Origin of the sequence: Bacillus cereus group sp. BcHK124 (genome assembly GCF_027712065.1) — a bacterium.
Lineage (GTDB): Bacteria > Bacillota > Bacilli > Bacillales > Bacillaceae_G > Bacillus_A > Bacillus_A pacificus.
This window is the reverse complement of record NZ_JAQFPJ010000008.1, coordinates 86,770-105,671: the sequence shown is the minus strand read 5'-3', so window position 1 is coordinate 105,671 and position 18,902 is coordinate 86,770. Positions and strand designations below refer to the sequence as shown.

Below are 18,902 nucleotides of genomic sequence, written 5' to 3'. Positions count from 1 at the left end.
TGCCTCGCTTTTACTTATTTTATATTTAAAACACGCTCCGGATGCGTATATACATTTAAGGATTCATTCCGAATAAACCCTATCGTAGTAATACCTAATTCTTCAGCTAGCTGTAAAGCCAACTCAGTTGGAGCTGATTTTGACAGTATAATTTCACAACCAATTTTTGCAACCTTCAATAGTATTTCCGAAGAAATACGACCACTAAAAACAATGATTTTATCTCTTATAGAAATATTATTTTTTAAGCAATAACCGTAAATTTTATCTAACGCATTATGTCTACCGATATCCATTCGGCTTAAAATAATACCATTCACATTGCACAAAGATGCATTATGAACGCCGCCTGTATGATGAAATGTCTCTGCAGATTGCTGCATTTCTTTCATTAATCGAAAACAGTCTTCTGCAGCAACCTGTACATGAACGCCATTCATTTTCTTTGCGCTTAATGCATCATTTGCAAAAACAAACCCTTGTCTACTCATGCCACAGCATGAAGTAATATAGCGTTTATTTTGCATTTGTTCGTAATAAGGATTTACTTTTGTCGTCGTGACATGTACAAATCCTTCTTTCTCTTGTACCCATATGTCATCAATATCTTCATACTTCCGAATAATTCCTTCAGATGCTAGGAAGCCTATTACCATATCTTCTATATATTCTGGAGTACTAACCATTGTAACAAACTCCTGTCCGTTCATTTTAATCGTGACTGGAAACTCTGTTACAATGCTGTCCTCTATATGCTTAAACGCCCCTTGTTCATAACGAAAGATTTCTCTTTCTACCTGTATCGGTTTCACGATCAGTATCCTTCTCTCACGTTATATTTTTATCAAAAACAAATACCGAAACTGCAATATCTTCTTCTACTTTCATATCTGAAAACAAATTCACTAATTTCGCTCCAACAAGTTCCTCCAAATGTTCACGGGAATTCGCAGCATACACTTCTTGAATCATTTTCGTTCTAGCCATATGAACCATTTCCGCACCGTCCATCGTACTTGAAATGAATTTCTCAGTAGGTGTTAAGTTTCCGTAAAGAGTCGCAATCGCCATATTTTCAGCAAAAACAGTATGAATTCGTTCTGGCCCTTTTCCGAAAAGTTCCTTTCGAAGTTTTCGAATCATATCATTAAATTCATGTACTTTTTTTGACATACCATTATACCTCCCAAAAGCCTCATTTTACTTTATTATATATTTTACCAAAATGAGCCTTCCGCCCAAACTATTTCGTACAAACATTTGGGCGAAAGGATTCACCTCGTGAAGGTTACTCGTCTTTTAACCCTTTACCCATACCTTTTAAGAAATGAAGCCCAAATCCAATAGCACGGTTAATGTCTGGATCTTTCAATACTTTCATAAGATCGAATACCCCTACTTTTTTATTACTCTCTAGATGTTCATTACCTTCTTCTAGCCCTACTAATAAGCTACCTATAAGCTTTTTCGTAAGTTCCGGATCAAGTTCTGTTAAAGCACCTGCAGCCCCCATCATATTATTAATTAAATTTGTAACAGGCTCACGAGTCACTTGGCCAAGAACAATTTTTGCGATTGGTTCTTTCGCCTTTAGCATAGAATTAGCTGCTTCTAACATGCCAATATCATTCAATTCCCCTACAATGTTAAACATTTGATTTAGAGCGTCTTCATTATTAGCTAGAAGCTCTTTTAAATCATCTAATTTTTTCTGTTTTATTTCTTCCTCAGTTAATTCTTGTTTTTGAATCATTTTTATAGGTGCAGCCATATTTTTCTCCTCCTACTTATCCGTTAAATGCACATACCCTGGACGTGCCCACTTACGATGTACCTCAATACCAGCTTGAGGGTGACGTTTTTTATTACGCGGATTCGCTTTTGGCATCGGATTTTCACCCTCAACTTCCAGCACTTCCATACGCACTTTCGTCTGTTTATAAGCAGGTGTGTTCGTACGCGTATCAACGGCAGGACCTGTTAAGAAATTAATTGCTGTTTCATTATCTGTAGAGTTCATCGGTAAATATAACTCATTCGCTTTTACACGATCTGTTACAAGTGCACGTAATTTTAACGCTCCAAACGGAGAGACAAGACGGACTAATGAACCAGTTTTTACTCCACGTTCTTTTGCAAGTGCTGGAGAAACTTCGACGAAAACGCCAGGCACTTTCGTTTGAATACCTGTTGATTTATTTGTCATATTCCCTTCATGGAAGTGCTCAAGCATACGACCATTGTTAATATGAAGGTCGAACTCAGCTGGGAATTCAGCTGGGCGCACCCAGTCAGCAATCGCAAAACGAGCTTTTTTATCTGGGAAGTTAAATCCATCTTGGAAAAGTAATGGTGTATTCGTGCCGTCAAAACTTCCCCAATGGAAACTATTCCATCCTTCCAGTACTTCATAGTTTGCTTGTGAGAATAGTGGTGATAAACTTGCCATTTCAGCAAAGATTTCACTTGGATGGCTATAATTCCAGTTTGCACCTAATTTATTCGCAACTTCCTGCACGATCCACCAGTCTGGCTTCGCATCTCCAAGCGTAGGAAGAACTTGATATAGTCTTTGAACACGACGCTCTGTATTTGTGAAAGTACCTTCTTTTTCAAGAGATGGCGCTGCTGGTAATACAACATCTGCATATTGAGCCGTTTTAGATAAGAAAACATCTTGCACAACGAAGAAATCAAGGCTTGATAATACTTCATGTACATGATTTGCATTAGAGTCTACAAGAGCCATGTCTTCTCCAACAAGATACATAGCTTTCATTTTCCCTTCGTCAATCGCGTGAAGCATTTCAATATTATTCAGACCTGGTTCACTATTAATTTTCACTCCGTAAGCCATTTCAAATTTCGCACGTTCCATATCGTTCGTAACGTGCTGATATCCAGGAAGCCATCCTGGTAAAGTACCCATATCACAAGCACCTTGTACGTTATTATGACCTCGAAGCGGATATGCACCAGCGCCTGGACGACGATAATTACCTGTTGCAAGTAGTAAGTTTGAAATCGCAGCGGAAGTATCAGATCCACCTGTATTTTGCGTTACCCCCATTCCCCAAAGGATACATGTACCATCTGCATCACGAATCATTTCAGCCATTTGAATCAGTGTTTCTTTTGAAATACCAGTCATTTCTTCTGCATATTCAAGTGTATATGCTGTAAGGCTCTCTTTGAAATCTTCAAAGAAATTTACATTCTCATCAATAAATCGTTGATCGTGCCAGCCTTGATCAATCATATATTTTGTAACAGCCATTAACCATACTTGATCTGTTCCTTGTTTTGGACTAATAAAGACATCTGAACGCTCTGCCATTTCTGTTTTACGAAGATCAGCTACAATTAATTTTTGTCCGTGTAATTTATGTGCACGTTTAATACGTGTAGCTAAAACAGGATGACCTTCTGTCGGATTACAACCTACAATAATAACAAGACCAGATTGTGCAATATCTTTAATCGTTCCAGCATCTCCGCCCATACCAATTGTCCGGAATAATCCGTCTGTCGCTGGTGATTGACAATAACGTGAGCAGTTATCAATATTATTCGTTTCAAATACTTGTCGAGCTAATTTTTGAATCACATAATTGTCTTCATTCGTAATTTTAGATGAAGAAATAAAACCGATAGCATCTTTACCGTACTCTTCTTTAATCGCTCCTAATTTACTTGCAACTACATTCAATGCTTCTTCCCATGTAGATTCAACAAACGTTCCATTTTTACGAATTAAAGGTTTCGTAATTCGTTCTTTAGAATTTACGAAGTCCCAACCGAATTTTCCTTTTACACAAGTAGAAATTGCGTTAACTGGCGCATCAGAAGAAGGTTGTACTTTAAGAATTTTACGTCCTTTCGTCCACACTTCAAATGAACACCCTACACCACAAAATGTACATACTGTTTTCGTTTTCTTCGTACGAGTATCACGCATGGCCGCTTCCACTTCTGATACCGCAAAAATACCGCTATATCCAGGCTCAACTTCTTTAATTAAATCTACCATTGGTTCAAGAATATCTGGTTTTAATCCCGTCATAAATCCAGCTTCACCAAGCATCGTTTTTTCCATTAAAGCGTTACAAGGGCAAATCGTTACACATTGACCACAGCTCACGCATGAAGAATCATTAATATTTACTCCTTCATCCCAAATCACTCGTGGTCGCTCCGCTTCCCAGTCTATCGATAACGTTTCATTTACTTGTAAGTTTTGACACACCTCAACGCATTGGCCACATGCAATACATTGATTCGGGTCATAGCGATAAAACGGATGCGTCATATCAACTTTACTTACATCTACTTTCGGTTCATAAGGATATTTTTGATGTTCGATTTCCATTAATTCTGCTGTATTATGCAGTTTACAGTTCCCATTGTTGTTGTCACATACTGTACAGTATAATAAATGATTTTCTAATAACCGATCCATCGCCTCTGTTTGTGCTTCTTTCGCACGAGTAGAGTTACGTTCAATGTTCATACCTTCTGTCGCTACTGTCGAACAAGAGCGCATTAACTTTCCGTCAACTTCTACAATACAAGTGTCACATGTTTGAATAGGATCTACTTCTGGCACGTAACAAATTTGCGGATGTTCAATCCCGTTCTCGTTCATAACACCCAATATCGTTGAACCGGGCTCCGCTGTATACTTTTTTCCGTCAATTGTAATATGAACCATGTTGTTATTCATGGTCTTTCCCCCTTTTTGAGAATAAAAAAACTCCACCACGAAAATATACGCACCACATTTCGGCACGTTATTATCATGGTGGAGTAGTTTATTAGCACATCTTGCTAAAATACCAATCCATTTATTCATAAATAAAACGATAGATTCATAACAGGTCATATCACGATTCCATCTTTAACACTATAATTATAGCGTTAAAGTTAAAAATATACAATATAAAATTTAAACTACGCATATGTGAGCTTGGAACTATCCATAATAACCCATATAAAGTGAAACTTTAATCAGCCCTCACCAATCGGGATAAAACATAACAAGGAGTAAGCAAACAAATGGGGTCTTTTAATAAATGGATTCGTGGTGAAAAATCTTTTTCTACCCAAGAGCAAGCTGATCATACATTAAATAAACTTATCTCTTCTTCCCTTTCCCTTAATTTAAAGCATTTGTCCAAACTGTTTAGCGGTATTCCAGAATTAATAACACGCACTTTTCCATTAAAAAACGGACAGGAAGCTGCACTTATATATATGGAAGGACTTGTAGACAAAACTGTTATTAACGTAAACATCCTTCGTCCTCTCTTATTTAAAGAGTGGAATGAAGACGATTTTTGGGAAGCCTCTGTTTCTATCGGAAATATTAAAAAAGTTCAACAGTGGACAGACATTGAACAATCTCTTTTGCACGGCAAAAGTATTTTATTTATAAACGGGCAACTATCCGCTTTAGAGCTTGATACGCAAGCGGCACCAAAAAGGAGCATTGAAGAACCTACAACAGAAAGCGCCATAAAAAGCTCACACGAAGGATTTAATGAAGTAGCAAGCGACAGCCTTGCACTTATTCGTCGATATATTCCAAATCGCGAATTGAAAGTAAAGGAATTCACTGTTGGTGAACGAGCTACTTCAAAAGTTTTTTTGCTGTACTTAGCAGACATTGCAAACGAAGATGTTGTACAAGAGATGGCCTGCCGCATCGAATCAATCAAAGTAGATGCCATTCTTACTACCGGAGAATTAGAAGGATTTGTTGAAGATAATTCCTATACTCTCTTTCCGCAATTATCAATAACTGAACGCCCTGACACAACAGCACATCATATTCTGGATGGGCGAATTGCTGTTGTTGTAGATCGTTCACCAGGCGTATTAATAGGACCAATGACTTTTTCAGCTTTTTTTCAGACGATAGATGATTACAGCTTCAGACCAATGATTCCATCTTTTATACGATTACTTCGTTTCACTGGATTATTTATTGCAATTTTTGCTCCTGCTCTTTATATTGCTATGATTTCCTTTCATTATGAAGTGATTCCCCTTAAATTATTGTTAACGATTGGAGAATCTCGAGCTAAAATTCCTTTTCCTCCTATATTAGAAGCACTTTTGATGGAATTAGTACTTGAAATGCTCCGCGAAGCTGCAGTTCGGCTTCCTGGACCCGTTGGACAAACCATTGGTGTCGTAGGAGGAATTGTTATTGGACAAGCTGCAGTTCAAGCAGGAATAGTAAGTAATGTTATGGTTATCGTCGTATCTATTACTGCAGTCGCTTCTTTCATCATCCCTAACCTAGAAATGTCTGCAGGAATTCGCCTTCTTCGATTCCCAATGATGATAATTGCCTCTTTATTTGGTGTCATTGGCATTATGGTTGGGATGGCAATCATTATTATTCATATACTTTCCATGGAATCTCTCGGTGTTCCTTATGGTAGTCCGTTTTCTCCGTTATTTGCTTCGGATTTAAAAGATATTCTTATACGTTTACCATGGAAAATAATGAAGAAACGCCCATTATCCCTTAACTTAAAACAAGAGAATCGACAAAGCGATATAGAAGGAACGGAGGAAGAGAAGTGACAAAGCGTGCAAAGAGGGAGATTAGTTTATTTCAATACATTTTAACGATTAGTGGTGTTCAAGTAGGATTCGGTGTCCTTACACTTCCTCGTGAAGTTGCACAAGGGGCAAATACAGATGGATGGATTTCTATTATTATTGGATGCGCTATCACTACTTTAGTCAGTCTATGTATTGTGAAAATCATGGAAAAACACCCTGGGTATACTTTACTCGATGTGCTAACTCGTTATCTTGGGAAGTGGCTAGGAAGAGCAGGAATGATTTTTTGGATTTTATATGCTGTCCTTGCAGCTATTTCCTTAATTTTTTCCCTCTTATACGTTATTCACATTTGGATTTTACCTAGAACTCCAATGTTTTTAATTATGATTTTACTATCTATTCCCATGCTTATGCTCGCATGTAAAGGCGTTCTTATTATAAGTCGCTATGCTGTTTTCACTGTGTTTTTCACACTGTGGATGCCTTTGCTATTGTTTATCCCTCTTAAAGATGGGCATTGGATATACCTTCTCCCTCTCCTCAAAGAGGGCTGGATACCAGTTTTAAACACCGTAAAATCAACTATTATTGCATTTCTTGGATTTGAGTTTGCATTTATCCTTTATCCTTATTTGAATAACAAATCCTCTGCAAAAAAAGGGATTGTTATCGCAAATTTAATTACACTATTTCTCTATCTTCAAGTCACGTTCGTTTCTTTCGTTTATTTTAGTCCAGATGGTATAACAAAGTTTTTATGGCCCACCCTTTCTCTTGTTACACCATTTCACTTTTCATTTCTTGAACGGTTTGAAATTATCTTTTTATCTTTTTATCTCTTCATTATTTTTGATTCTTGCATTCCTTACATATTTACTGCTTCAGATGGAATCAATCAATTACTTAACAAAAAAGGGAGTTCCTTACCTATTTGGTTTTTATTATTCGGGTGTATTGTTGTCTTATTCTTTTATATCCCTTCCTCTTACCAAATAAGTGCTTTGCGAGACTTTTGGGGAACTGCCAGTTATTTTATCGTTTTTCTATTTCCAGTCGTATTTCTCTTATACATGACACTTTATCAGCATTGGAAAAGGAGAAGAGTTTAAATGAGGCGCTTTATTCATTTCACTATACTTTACTTTCTCATAACCTTTTTAACAGGCTGTGGAGATCGACTCGACTTAGAAAAACAATCGATTTCATTAATTTACGGCTTTGACGCAAAAGCAAAAGGAAAATTAATTGTGTACCACGTAAATCCTATTTTTAATGAAGACGTAGAAAAAAAGTACGAAACACATGAAGCGAAAGTACGTACACCTCGAGAAGCAAAAGCAACGTTTAATAGTTCAAGTGGCGGTTTAGTATCTACAGAAAAGTTACAGCTCATTTTATTTAGCACAAATTTTTTAAAACAAGAAGGGGCTATGCCTTACCTTGATGTTTGGTATCGTGATCCTAAAAACACTGGAAACATGCGTATGGTTGCAGTAGACGGTCCAATTTCTTCAGTTATATATAATAACTTTAAAGACAAGCCTGCCCTTCCCGAGTATTTAACAGATTTAATTAATACGAACAAACTGTACAATCGGACCGTTTTTACAACATTCCATGAATTTCACAGGCAAACGTTTAATAAAGGTATAACACCTGCTATTTCAGAAATAAAAAAAGGTAAAAAAGATGTTATCGTTACCGGTTCCGCGCTATTAACTTCTCGCGGAATTTATAAAATGTCATTAAATCGTTATGAAAGCGCCCTTCTTCTTTTGTTACAAAAGAAAGCGAATACACCGGTTTCGCTTACATTGAAAATCCCTTCTACTTCAGTTGAAAGTAATAGTGATTTAAAAGATACCGATGGCGGCGATTTCGTAACAATAAATGTTCTTAGCATGAATCGTGATATCCATACAGACTATAGCGATAACCGCTTCAAATTTAATGTTAAAATGAATTTAAAAATCGCTGTATCTGAACTTACATTCAATATGGATATAGACAAAGATAGAAAGAAATTAACTTCTCTTATTACAAAACAACTAAACAAAGATTTGAACGATTTAATCCACAACATTCAAAAACAGCAGCTTGATCCATTCGGATTTGGTGATTATGCGAGAGCGTTTCAATATGAAGAATGGAAAAAAGTTGAAGACGATTGGCCGAGTGCCTTTTCAAAAGCTAACGTAAAAGTAGCACCTACTATTAAAATTTTAGAAAATGGGATTATTAAATAGCAAAAACACGCTACTCGTTCTTATACGTTTAAAGAACAAGTAGCGTGTTATCATTTTTATTTTGAAGCTTCTTATACAGTTACACTTCTGTTTCTGGTTCTTCGTTTTCCACTTCTTCCAATCTTTGCTGCTCTGCAAGCTCAGCTGAAATCATTCCATAATAAATTTCTGGATACAATCCAAATATTTGATATACACTTCCTAAAAACGGCATCGGAATCCCTCTTTTCTAAAGTTGTATTGCCACTTTTAAGGATTCCCTTTTCATTCATTATACATTCGTTTTTGGCGTTTCTTCTTCATCATGAACGCTTAATAAATTTTGCCACTTTTTATAAGGCGCACTATTTGGATCTACATATCCTTTCGCGTACGAACGATCCCACAATTGTTTAATAAACATCTCTTTCTCTTTCTTGGCAACCATATCAGCACCTGTACCGTAATAGTTTTGGAAATATAACTCAATTTCATCAAGGAACAGCCTTAATAATTCATCAGAAGTTTCTTCTAACGTTGGATCATATTTCGCTTCACGGTCATACATTAAAATCATATCTAAAATATTATGGACATGCTCTTTACGTAGCCATCTAATATCTTGAGCACCTAATACAAATGGATGCGTATATAAATGTCCACCTTGTATCATCGCCTTTTCTTGTTCTTCTTCAAATCTGGACAAAATGTTTTCATAAATAAATGGGTTATGAAGCAATGCTCTGTGTAATTTATAACTTTCACTTGAAATATTTTTACCCATCGACTGAATTAAGAAGCTACGTCCAACACCGTTATATTGATACACGAACTGACCATCAACAGCAACTAAACTTATCCAGCGATACATATACGCGTATAGAAGAGCTCGATTACATTTATCATAATCTAACTTCGTTTGCGTTGCATTTAAGTCTGGCATGAATGCTGGTAAGTGCCAATACTTATCTAAATGCGGTGTTAAACTAGATTTTTTACTATTCAACTTGTTTACACGGCGATAGTACGACTGAAAATAATCACCTTTATCATTCATAAATCCATTTGCAATATGTCCAGACGAAAGCTTAGGAAAGTCTTGTAGTGATAAACCATAATGTGCACGATAACAAATGACTTCAAATGGCGAGAAAGCTTCATTTACTGTATCTTTTTCTTTAAACATTTCTTGCATTAATTCCTCTTGCAGTTCTTTCTTTAAAGATGGATGTATGCCCCAATATTGTAATTCCCTATGATGAGAAACTTTCGGCACGAATGGACTTGCTAAATGGAACAAGTCTTCAATTTTTTCACGAACATATTCATCACGATCACGATTCTTATAATCCGCTTCTTTTCGTAATGCCTCAACGATATTCAGCTCTAATTTATCGCGATAGCGTATTTGTAATTCGTCATAGCAATAGCTTAGTATGTGCTCACGATAAAAGTCTTCTACCTTTTTCGATTGAATCTCTTCTGTTTTCGCATCCCGGCAATATTCCCCGTATAAGCTCATATAAATTTCTGCTGATATATCTTTCGGTAATACACCTAAATTTAAATGTTGTTGCATATCTTGCCATATCTTTTCTTGTAACTTCTCTTCCGCTAATACGTATACATTCGTTGGGTTTGTTTTCCCTTCAAATTCTTTGCTTCGTTTTTGAATTTCGAACAATAAATTTTCACGTGTTTCATGTAAATTATCAAAAAACCTTTCCCAATATTGAATCATTTTATTAACCGCTTGATATAGCGATTGATAAACGAGTTCTAATAGCATTTCTTTACGGTATTCGTTTAATTTGTGTACGTACTGCGTTACAATATCTTCAAATTCCTTTTTAAATAAACGCTGCTGGTTATTAATCATTTTTCCGAACCAACCTTGTTGTTGCGCAATTTCTACTCGGCGTACAGCTGTTACCGTTCCATCAATGTTACTCACATTAAATTTCTTATCGTAGTTTTGAATTAAATTACGCTTTTGTTCATTATTTTCATGTAGTCGATTCATTTTTTCCACTAACTGCTTTCGAATTTCATACAACATAAAACGAGCTGCTACTGGATGAACTGGATCTGTTTTCTTTAAAAACCATGTATTTAATTGATATGACTGGCCTTCAGAACCACTCGGTGAAAAACGGTCTGATTCAATCATGTCATATAAAAGTGTCGTTACATGTTCATGTACACGGCTCGGAATCGCATACGCATATAAACGAACCGCATGATCGACCCTTGCTACTTCACCTTTCATTTGTTCCATCATTTTCAGTTTCGCAGCCGAAATTTTACACTCATGCTGCAGACGATTTAATTCCTCGTCTTTTTGTACCGTACGCTGTACATAGCTTTCTACAGCTTCTAAAAACAGTTTAGATTTCGCAACACCAACCTTACCGCCTTCTGCTCCTTCACGCGTTTCATTGTACATTTGTCTATAGAAAATATGAGCCTGCTCTGGACGAGTAGCAAGATGTTCTAAATCTTCTAAATAACTTTTCCCGCGCTCTGGCTTTTCACGCTGCATACCACGTTTTACATCTTGGTCATATCTATGCTTTTTCTCTTGAAACAATTGATCTAAATGAAGCCACGATTCATCTAAACCTTGCACGGCCCATTTTAAAGCACAATATTTTAACACATGCTCATACGGATAAATAATCTTTGCCGTTCCTGCTCCGCAATATCGTCCTTTCCCACTTGATTCTGCTAATTGCTGAATTTGATTATCTTCCTGTGCAAAATGATTTGCGGACATCGGACTAAATAACTGTAAATAAATCGTATTTGCCATTTGCTCCATATAATCTGATAAATTGTGCAGATGGTGTCCATGTAAATTTTCGTAATCATATAAGAAACAATAATTGTACGGTAAATGGTGTTGTTTAATTGTATGATTCGTTCTTCCGTCCTCATCTACTTGATCCGGTCGATACTCTAATTCAATCGTAACCCCGCCGCGTTTTGATAATTCTCCAGTAGAGCCAAGCGTAATAGCATGTAATTCTTTTAACGAGGCATAGCCATTTGCTTGCACCGTTTCAAACTCTTTCGCACTAACCGTTCTCGTCTTCACTAACACATCCGGCATTAGAAATGCACCGCGTATTAAAATGTTGTGATGCTGCAGTTTTTTCCGAAGCATTTCACGTAAATATAATGCAATTTGTAGAAACATTCCTGAACCTGTTCCGCCCGCTAGTGATGTTACGATAATGACACGCACTCCATATTCTGTTTGATCGCTCGTAACTGGAAAAATCTTCTCAATTTCTTGCCAAAAGGACGTGAGTTTATCTTCTTTCATCGCAGCACGTAACGCTAAACGGGAAATAACGCGTAACTGTCCTGCCCCTTCTGTCAGTGGTTTATCAAGTATAGTCGGGTCCATCGGAAACCATTCTGGAATCGTTGGATCTCCTGCAATATACTCCCTAGGCGTTTTGCTCGAACTCGTTTGCGTCTTAAACTTTCGAATATGATCAAATTTACTCAATGTATTCACGTCTGTATCAAATACGTGCATTGCTACCTTTTTTCGACGCTCCTCAGGCAGTCTTTCATATATTTGATGTGTCACAGTACTACCGATTCCACCTAAACCAATTAATATCGTTGGAACTTGTAACGTCATGTGAACCACCTTCCTATTCTTGCTTGTTTGAAAAGAGGAGGGAAAGATAACATTCTCCTCTTCTCCCCACCTACTATTCACACTCGTATTTGTAAATCTCCTTACCATATCCTCTATCAATTACTAAAAGTTCATTTGGATATAGTGTCTTATGTTCCATTCCAACCTCATCCTCTGTTATAAACATCCCATCAATAATCATTCCTACTACTTGTGACTCTTTCGCTACAAATATCGATTTTGATCCTTTCTTCGCTATAAACGTAACGGATTGCACAGTCTTTCTTTCTGCCCTAAACGGAATACCAAAATAATGCTTCCACCATTTATTTTTCAGTAATTCTGGCTCAGATTGATATAACCAATCTTTCGCTACCTCTTGATCCCATTCGTAATACAATAGTGCTTTACGGTGAAATCTCGGACGGACAATCCATCCTAAAACGATTATTCCTACTATTAACAGTAATAAAGTGATAGGAATAACAAACTTAAAAATAAGCGCATACTTTTCATAAAACGGTGCATCTTGAATGTGGAGTTTTATGTTTTTCTTTACTTCTTGTAACTTTGAATCCTGCACTACGATGGTAGCTTCTACGGTGCCGGTATCTGTAAAATTGAACGTGTCGGAGTAATGAGGTCGAGGATAAATATAAATTTGATTACCATGTTGTTTTATTTCATAGTTGATGGATTGTTTAGATGTGACACCAGTAGATTTTAATAGTTTTTTTACAGCCTCTTCTGTCATCGGCTTATCATCTAACTGTGGTTGTATAATAAATGGTTTACTACTCTCTAAATTCGTTACTTTTTCTTCATAATCTTTCGTGACAGTTCGAAGAGATAATTCAGGCTTTTTCGTTGTTTCGATTTTAAATTCTTTCGTCTGTCTGTAAAATCCTTTTATGTTCATATGAACTTTCCCGCGTACTAATCCTTTAGTAAGCTTCGTTTCGTAATAAAATACATGTCTTTTATCGTCCCACTTCATCGCATATTGCTTTCCGCCTATTTCTACTTCTGCCTGAAAGTAAGAAGACTGAACTGGCAACTCAGTAGGTTTTGCTTCAATAACAGCTGTCACACCTTCATACATTTCCTCAACATTTTTTCTATCCTTATCCTCTTTGTCATAAGTAGAAACAGTATAATTAAGCGCCGGTTCGACTAGTACTTGTAACCCTTCTTTCTCAATATCTCGATCCACTTCTATCGTATACGTTCCTGGTTTAATAACTTCTTCATTTTCCGTACTGATATGAACTATATTTCCGAACAATTTCGCTTCACCTGGTGCATGTATGGAAAAAGAAGATTGTAATTGTAATGGTTTAGAAATTTGTGTGACCTGATAATTAGACAAAGAAGGCGATTGTCGCACAAGCGTCATACGTTTTAACGGAAATGGTGTTGTAATCTCTACTTTCTTTCCTACCACTTTCGTTTTCACAATCGATTCAACAGAGGAGAACGGATCACGATTTGCAACTAATGCCGCCACTTGATTGACGCTTTTTACAATACCATCCTCTCCACTAGATGGCATCGTAACTCCATTTATCTCTTTTTTCCATATTTCTTTAAACGTATTTAGTTGTGCCTTTTCTTGCTGTCCTAAATCCTCTTCCATCGTAATTAAAATTGGATGTAACGATATCTTTTTTGCATCCATTTCTTTCTTAAACTGTGCTAACTTTTGTGTAATTTGTTCTTTTCCGCCAATCTTATCTTTCTCTAAATCATTAAATGCCCCGTCAGTTAAGACAATAAGCCAAAATTCACGTTTCCCATCTATATCTGCTTCCTTTTTTATAGATTGCATCGCCGTTTCTACTGCGCTAAACGGAGTATTTAAATACGTTTTCCACGCTCCAATTCCCTCAATTTCCGTTTGTCTCTTATCCTTCGTTAACGAAATGTTTAATGGATCATTCGGCTTGCTCATTGGAACGTAAGAAAATTTATCTTTTTCATCTAATAGCGCAACTAAACTTTGCAAAGCATAATTGGCATATTTCCAGCGATCGTTATTTCTCATGCTGCCCGAATCATCATATACAAGTGAAACGACCCTTTCCTTTGCCTCCTCTCCTTTTGCAAAAGTCCAAAAAGGATGTAACCATATAAATAGAAACAACATGAATGTGGCACAAATTCGAATTTTCATGATGAGGCTTCGCCACCTTTGTAGACAAATTCCTATGTTTAAATTTATGAGAGGATACAAGATATATGACTTGTATTTTAGGACAACGAACACAGCATAACTTTATTATGTAAACAGTTATAAAAGCTGAATATGATTCCTTCTAGCGTTTTCTATCCGATACTATAAGTAAAAAAGCCTGTTTAAGCTCTACACTTAAAACAGACTTTTCCTACTTTTTATTTTAAAAACACATAGCAAAAAGTTTGATTTTTGAATTAACACATCACTTCTATTGTAAATCCACCAGGTGCTTCCACGTCAACTACCCCCACTGAGATAAAGCCTTTCAGTAGGGGCTTGAGTTCGAACACTAGGTCTTTTCGTCTATCGCTAGACAGTTTGACGCTCTAGCATTCATGCTACCCTACGGTAACACCCCAAGTATGTTTTTGGTTGGTACTGACAAAGAACGATTGTTTTCCCACTTGCACCACCCTTTCGAAAAAGAGCAGTTCTCCCTTGTGGAAGAAGCCACCACTCAGATGACTCCGGCGTGTGCTACAAGCCCCGACAAGTCGCGTACACATGGATGGTTGACGCACCCACTAAGCTATGCGCGAAGTAACAGCCTTACGTTTTTTCACTTCTAATAGAATCGGCGTTTTCACTTTCAGATTGTCATCCAATTCTACAACTCCTGATTTTTTCAATATATTCAGCGCACCATTAATATCAGCATGGATACATGTTCCTGCTTTACTTTGATACAGACCACGCGTAATTCGTTTGCCACTAAAGCGATACTGCGTCTTATCATCCTTAGACCAAACCGGAACCGGATCTTTATCAAGAAAACTAGCTTTTGAAGTATAGCTTTCTTCTTGTTTAAAAAAGCGAATGCCTTCTTTTACACATTTATTCTCAATCGCTGCAATCAATTTCTGAAATGGGATTTGAACAAACTTTTGATTATTCTTTTTCCCCATATGAGATTTTTGTTTCCAACCAGCGTTATACCCTATAACAATCGTATCTATATCGAATTCTTTCACTTTTTTGAACAATAGGCCCACAGTTTGTGCAATGTAACCGTTTATTTGTCTTTCTCGTTTATGCCAAAGTGCAGCGATTTTATTCGTTACAATACGTTTTGCAATTCCATTGTCCATATTTTTCTGTTGGAGGTTACATATCATTTTGTTGAAGTACTGGTTTATGGATTTTAGTTTTTTTCCATCAATTAAGAAGGCATCACCTGTATTGGTTACGCAACTTACTAATCTGTCTACACCTAAATCGCAACTCAAAGCGTTACTCGTAGTCGTGGGTGGTTTCTTCATTTGAGAAACGTGCATTTCATATGTATAATGCACCTCAAAGAACCGACCTTTTTGCTTCGGTACAATCTCAATGTAGGAGATGTTTTTATTTCTTAAATTTTTTGGCATACGTATTTTAATAGAACCGAATTTTTTTCTAAATGCAACATTCATCGGAATCATCCAATACCCGTTCTCATCCACTTTTGGCACTTGATAGATTTCAATAATTCGTTTGTCAGTGGAACGAGAATAATTCGGAAACTTCGGACGACCTGTGAACTTCTCGGGATTTTTCTTCCACTGTTCCAATGCCTTAAAAAAGCTCTTCCCTTCTGTAAATAAGGCTCTACGAATCGCTTGAACAGAGTTTGATTGAATGCCCGAGTAGTTCATATCATTTTGCATGGCAGTGTCCACTTCTTTGACAGTAGCCATCCTGTTATGATTCAAGTAACTTTGTTTCATCGTGTACAATCCAACATTTCGCAACGCTTTTGAACTATGCGACATACGCTGAAGTAAACGAAATTCTTTTGCAGTCAGACAAGCTCGTCCGATATTCTGTTTCTGCGTGAATCGTTGCATCGTTTCTCTTTTCTTTTGTTTCCGTAATACTTTCACTGCTTTCTTTCTAGCCATTGTTTTCACCACCTTTCTTAGAAGGAGTATTAAAATTATTTTTGACAAATTAATATTTAGAAAGAAATGGAACAAGTAGCGGAATGAGAATCATTATCTAATTTCGTTGTCTTACAATCTATTTCCTCTTTATCTACATGATATCGTAAGAAAAAAAGAAACAAACATTCGTCCTCAAATATTATTATGAGCGAAACAAAAGAGTTCAGCCTACCTGCTGACGGCAATTCATCTCCACCTGAATTGTTGGGTTTCACCCGTAATACAAATCAGATGGAGTCTTCTTTCCGAAAGGATAAACCCATCATTATCACGCATAACTGCAAAGCCATTTCCCCTTGTTCCGCTACAAGTTAAGCCAAAATACTTTTCTAAAAACTCTCTAGCTGCTGTTACATCTGTAACTGTTAAATTAAGATGTTTAATTCCCAATCCTTCACCTTCTTTCTTAATTTTCTAATATTTTATCATATAAAGTGAAACTTGAATCAGTGGGAGTTTTGTTCATTTCCCACTGATTATTAGCCCTCACCAATCGGGCTTTTACGGGCAGTTAATCCTCTACCTAACTTCTTTGCTTCCGCTGAATTTTGAGGTGAGGGGCTTACTGCCCACAAATAGCGGGACAATTAAAAAACACGCCTTTCACAGCGTGTTTCATTTCTTCACATACACTTCAACAATTGGATTATCTTTATGATCCGCATGCAAACGTATATTCTCTTCACTTGTACTATAAATACTAGCTAATAACATAATCGTTAGCACATTAGGAGTTTTTGCATCGCTCCCGTATTTCCTTTCCAGTGCTTCCTTATATTCAAAATCCAAATCCCCTTGCACATATGTATACACTTCAAAACCGTCTTCTAAATTGCAAACTACTGTATCAATAATATCTGCCCCTACTTGTTTCTTCATTTCCTCTCGCAATGCTTCAATAAACTCTTCCCATGATACTTCGTATGTCTGAAACTGATCTGTAGATTTCATGCCTTTTCCTCCTTATATATCCTCTTCCTATATTTCCCCTTTCCTATAACAATTATGATAGATAGGGCATTCGTACAAGCCGCACTTGTCCCCTTTACATATCGTATTACTGTAATGCGGAAGGAGAAGAAACATGCATAGACAAAAATGTTATGATACGTGCCGACGTTATTTCGGTAAAGTTGTTCGAATTGAAGACATTGATGGTCGTATTCATTTAGGTAAAATAATCGATGTGACAAAAGATTCCGTATGGATTGAGCCCATGCAACAGCATTCATCTTTTGATACAGGATTCGGATACTATGACGCATATGCAAACGGTGGCTGTGACCTTTGCGGTGGCCTTAGTAGATGTGACAGCTGTGGATTCGGTTGCGGCGGTGGATTCAGTGGTTGCGGTTGTGGTGGTCGAGGTTGTGGTAATTGTGATGGCGGCGGTTGTGGCTGGGGCGGCGGTTGCGGCTGGGGTGTTGAACTCGGATTTGGTTTTATCTTCGGAATTACATTAGCTGCATTATTTTTCATTTAATATAAGTAAAGAGTTGACTATTTTTAGCCAACTCTTTTTCTTCATTTTTCACATATAAAAATACGATGCCCTAAAATGTGTTGGTACATAAGCCTTATATTTTCATGTTGCACCCATGCCTCATATAACTCATTCGGAATAAATTGTGATACATTCCATTCCGGCTCTTCTATATAAGCAGTGATTGTTTCTGCAATTGTACCACCGCCAGCAATAGTAACCCGCTTAAAATTTGCTTTCTGAAATAATTGTACCCACTCGCTCTCAGTTAATAGTTCTTTCATCCCGTATAATTGAGCGATTTTTTCTTCCTCTTCCCTCCCAATGTGGGCATTAATAATCATTTCAATTACAACTAACTTTCCGTCCTTCTGTAATACACGATAGCACTCCGAGATAACCCTTGCTTTCTCTGTAAAAGCAAGTATCGATTCTCCGAGTACGAACTCAAATGAATCATGTAAACAAGGTAATTGCTCTACATTTCCTTCAATTAATTGAATGTCCAGTCCTTCAAACAACCATCTATCTTTCGCCTTTTGAATCATAATTTCATTCTTTTCAACCGCCGTTACTTTATAACCACACTCTTTTGTCATATACGCTGCTGTTTTCCCCGTACCGCAGCCGAGTTCAAGGACATTTGCTCCATATCTAAAAGGCAATTGTGCTAACAGTTGTTTTGTTAACGTAAAACCACCAGGATGAGCACTCCCTATTCCATAATAAGCTAGGAAATCGATGTATGTGTTTCGTTTCATAAAATTCTCCTTTAAATTTTCTATAATACATATATTCACCC

General features: G+C 36.9%; 14 protein-coding genes and 1 pseudogene. 4 read left to right on the top strand and 11 right to left on the bottom strand.

Going from position 1 to position 18,902, the window contains the following annotated elements; genetic code table 11:
• Window positions 1-14 precede the first annotated feature (14 nt).
• From fdhD to fdhF, 4 genes are all read right to left on the bottom strand, one after another.
• Window positions 15-812, bottom strand: a complete 798-nt coding sequence (gene fdhD, locus PDK19_RS14730) for a formate dehydrogenase accessory sulfurtransferase FdhD (protein WP_000802679.1) — start codon at window positions 810-812, stop codon at window positions 15-17.
• Between the two features lie 16 nt (window positions 813-828).
• Window positions 829-1,173 carry a DUF2294 domain-containing protein gene (locus tag PDK19_RS14725; RefSeq protein WP_000039582.1) on the bottom strand — a complete coding sequence of 115 codons (345 nt, stop codon included), beginning with the start codon at window positions 1,171-1,173 and terminating at the stop codon, window positions 829-831.
• Window positions 1,174-1,288: 115 nt separating this feature from the next.
• On the bottom strand, window positions 1,289-1,771 hold the full coding sequence (locus PDK19_RS14720; RefSeq protein ID WP_000729887.1) for a DUF1641 domain-containing protein: 483 nt from the start codon (window positions 1,769-1,771) through the stop codon (window positions 1,289-1,291).
• 12 nt (window positions 1,772-1,783) lie between these two features.
• A complete protein-coding gene (fdhF, locus tag PDK19_RS14715; protein WP_270707432.1) occupies window positions 1,784-4,723 on the bottom strand; it encodes a formate dehydrogenase subunit alpha in 2,940 nt (979 codons plus the stop codon).
• A gap of 332 nt (window positions 4,724-5,055) precedes the next feature.
• On the opposite strand from fdhF, the gene gerSA reads away from it, so the two are divergent.
• The 3 genes from gerSA to gerSC are packed head-to-tail and all read left to right on the top strand — an operon-like array spanning window position 5,056 to window position 8,825.
• Entirely contained in the window at window positions 5,056-6,594 is a 1,539-nt protein-coding gene (gene gerSA, locus PDK19_RS14710) for a spore germination protein GerSA (protein WP_000534509.1), read from the top strand.
• Window positions 6,591-7,688, top strand: a complete 1,098-nt coding sequence (locus PDK19_RS14705) for an endospore germination permease (protein ID WP_000166502.1) — start codon at window positions 6,591-6,593, stop codon at window positions 7,686-7,688. Before gerSA ends, PDK19_RS14705 begins: the two co-directional genes overlap by 4 nt.
• Complete coding sequence (gene gerSC / locus PDK19_RS14700; protein WP_001252219.1) at window positions 7,689-8,825, top strand: spore germination protein GerSC; 1,137 nt, start codon at window positions 7,689-7,691, stop codon at window positions 8,823-8,825.
• Between the two features lie 79 nt (window positions 8,826-8,904).
• Here gerSC and PDK19_RS14695 read toward each other — a convergent pair whose 3' ends face one another.
• The 6 genes and pseudogenes from PDK19_RS14695 to PDK19_RS14670 all read right to left on the bottom strand — a co-directional run bounded on the left by PDK19_RS14695 (window position 8,905) and on the right by PDK19_RS14670 (window position 17,568).
• A complete protein-coding gene (locus tag PDK19_RS14695; protein WP_001116176.1) occupies window positions 8,905-9,039 on the bottom strand; it encodes a hypothetical protein in 135 nt (44 codons plus the stop codon).
• A gap of 57 nt (window positions 9,040-9,096) precedes the next feature.
• Complete coding sequence (locus PDK19_RS14690) at window positions 9,097-12,459, bottom strand: tubulin-like doman-containing protein (RefSeq protein ID WP_000175139.1); 3,363 nt, start codon at window positions 12,457-12,459, stop codon at window positions 9,097-9,099.
• Between the two features lie 73 nt (window positions 12,460-12,532).
• Complete coding sequence (locus tag PDK19_RS14685) at window positions 12,533-14,632, bottom strand: vWA domain-containing protein (protein WP_000702086.1); 2,100 nt, start codon at window positions 14,630-14,632, stop codon at window positions 12,533-12,535.
• A gap of 587 nt (window positions 14,633-15,219) precedes the next feature.
• A complete protein-coding gene (locus tag PDK19_RS14680) occupies window positions 15,220-16,575 on the bottom strand; it encodes an RNA-guided endonuclease TnpB family protein (RefSeq protein WP_000101453.1) in 1,356 nt (451 codons plus the stop codon).
• Window positions 16,576-16,863: 288 nt separating this feature from the next.
• Window positions 16,864-17,007 (bottom strand): annotated as a pseudogene (locus PDK19_RS14675) (VOC family protein); the annotation flags it as partial.
• Between the two features lie 225 nt (window positions 17,008-17,232).
• A complete protein-coding gene (locus tag PDK19_RS14670) occupies window positions 17,233-17,568 on the bottom strand; it encodes a hypothetical protein (protein ID WP_000842919.1) in 336 nt (111 codons plus the stop codon).
• Window positions 17,569-17,701: 133 nt separating this feature from the next.
• Between PDK19_RS14670 and PDK19_RS14665 the strand changes: the two genes are divergently transcribed.
• The gene (locus tag PDK19_RS14665; RefSeq protein ID WP_000554981.1) at window positions 17,702-18,100 is read left to right on the top strand and encodes a hypothetical protein; all 399 of its coding nucleotides are present in this window, start codon (window positions 17,702-17,704) and stop codon (window positions 18,098-18,100) included.
• Between the two features lie 41 nt (window positions 18,101-18,141).
• On the opposite strand, the gene PDK19_RS14660 is transcribed toward PDK19_RS14665, so the two are convergent.
• The gene (locus PDK19_RS14660; RefSeq protein ID WP_270707429.1) at window positions 18,142-18,861 is read right to left on the bottom strand and encodes a class I SAM-dependent methyltransferase; all 720 of its coding nucleotides are present in this window, start codon (window positions 18,859-18,861) and stop codon (window positions 18,142-18,144) included.
• Window positions 18,862-18,902: the final 41 nt, after the last annotated feature.

Coding starts and splice junctions, on each gene's coding strand:
- PDK19_RS14725 (WP_000039582.1), bottom strand. CDS start 1,173: ATGTCAAAAAAAGTACATGAATTTAATGATATGATTCGAAAACTTCGA.
- PDK19_RS14720 (WP_000729887.1), bottom strand. CDS start 1,771: ATGGCTGCACCTATAAAAATGATTCAAAAACAAGAATTAACTGAGGAA.
- fdhF (WP_270707432.1), bottom strand. CDS start 4,723: ATGAATAACAACATGGTTCATATTACAATTGACGGAAAAAAGTATACA.
- gerSA (WP_000534509.1), top strand. CDS start 5,056: ATGGGGTCTTTTAATAAATGGATTCGTGGTGAAAAATCTTTTTCTACC.
- gerSC (WP_001252219.1), top strand. CDS start 7,689: ATGAGGCGCTTTATTCATTTCACTATACTTTACTTTCTCATAACCTTT.
- PDK19_RS14695 (WP_001116176.1), bottom strand. CDS start 9,039: ATGCCGTTTTTAGGAAGTGTATATCAAATATTTGGATTGTATCCAGAA.
- PDK19_RS14690 (WP_000175139.1), bottom strand. CDS start 12,459: ATGACGTTACAAGTTCCAACGATATTAATTGGTTTAGGTGGAATCGGT.
- PDK19_RS14685 (WP_000702086.1), bottom strand. CDS start 14,632: ATGAAAATTCGAATTTGTGCCACATTCATGTTGTTTCTATTTATATGG.
- PDK19_RS14680 (WP_000101453.1), bottom strand. CDS start 16,575: ATGGCTAGAAAGAAAGCAGTGAAAGTATTACGGAAACAAAAGAAAAGA.
- PDK19_RS14670 (WP_000842919.1), bottom strand. CDS start 17,568: ATGAAATCTACAGATCAGTTTCAGACATACGAAGTATCATGGGAAGAG.
- PDK19_RS14665 (WP_000554981.1), top strand. CDS start 17,702: ATGCATAGACAAAAATGTTATGATACGTGCCGACGTTATTTCGGTAAA.
- PDK19_RS14660 (WP_270707429.1), bottom strand. CDS start 18,861: ATGAAACGAAACACATACATCGATTTCCTAGCTTATTATGGAATAGGG.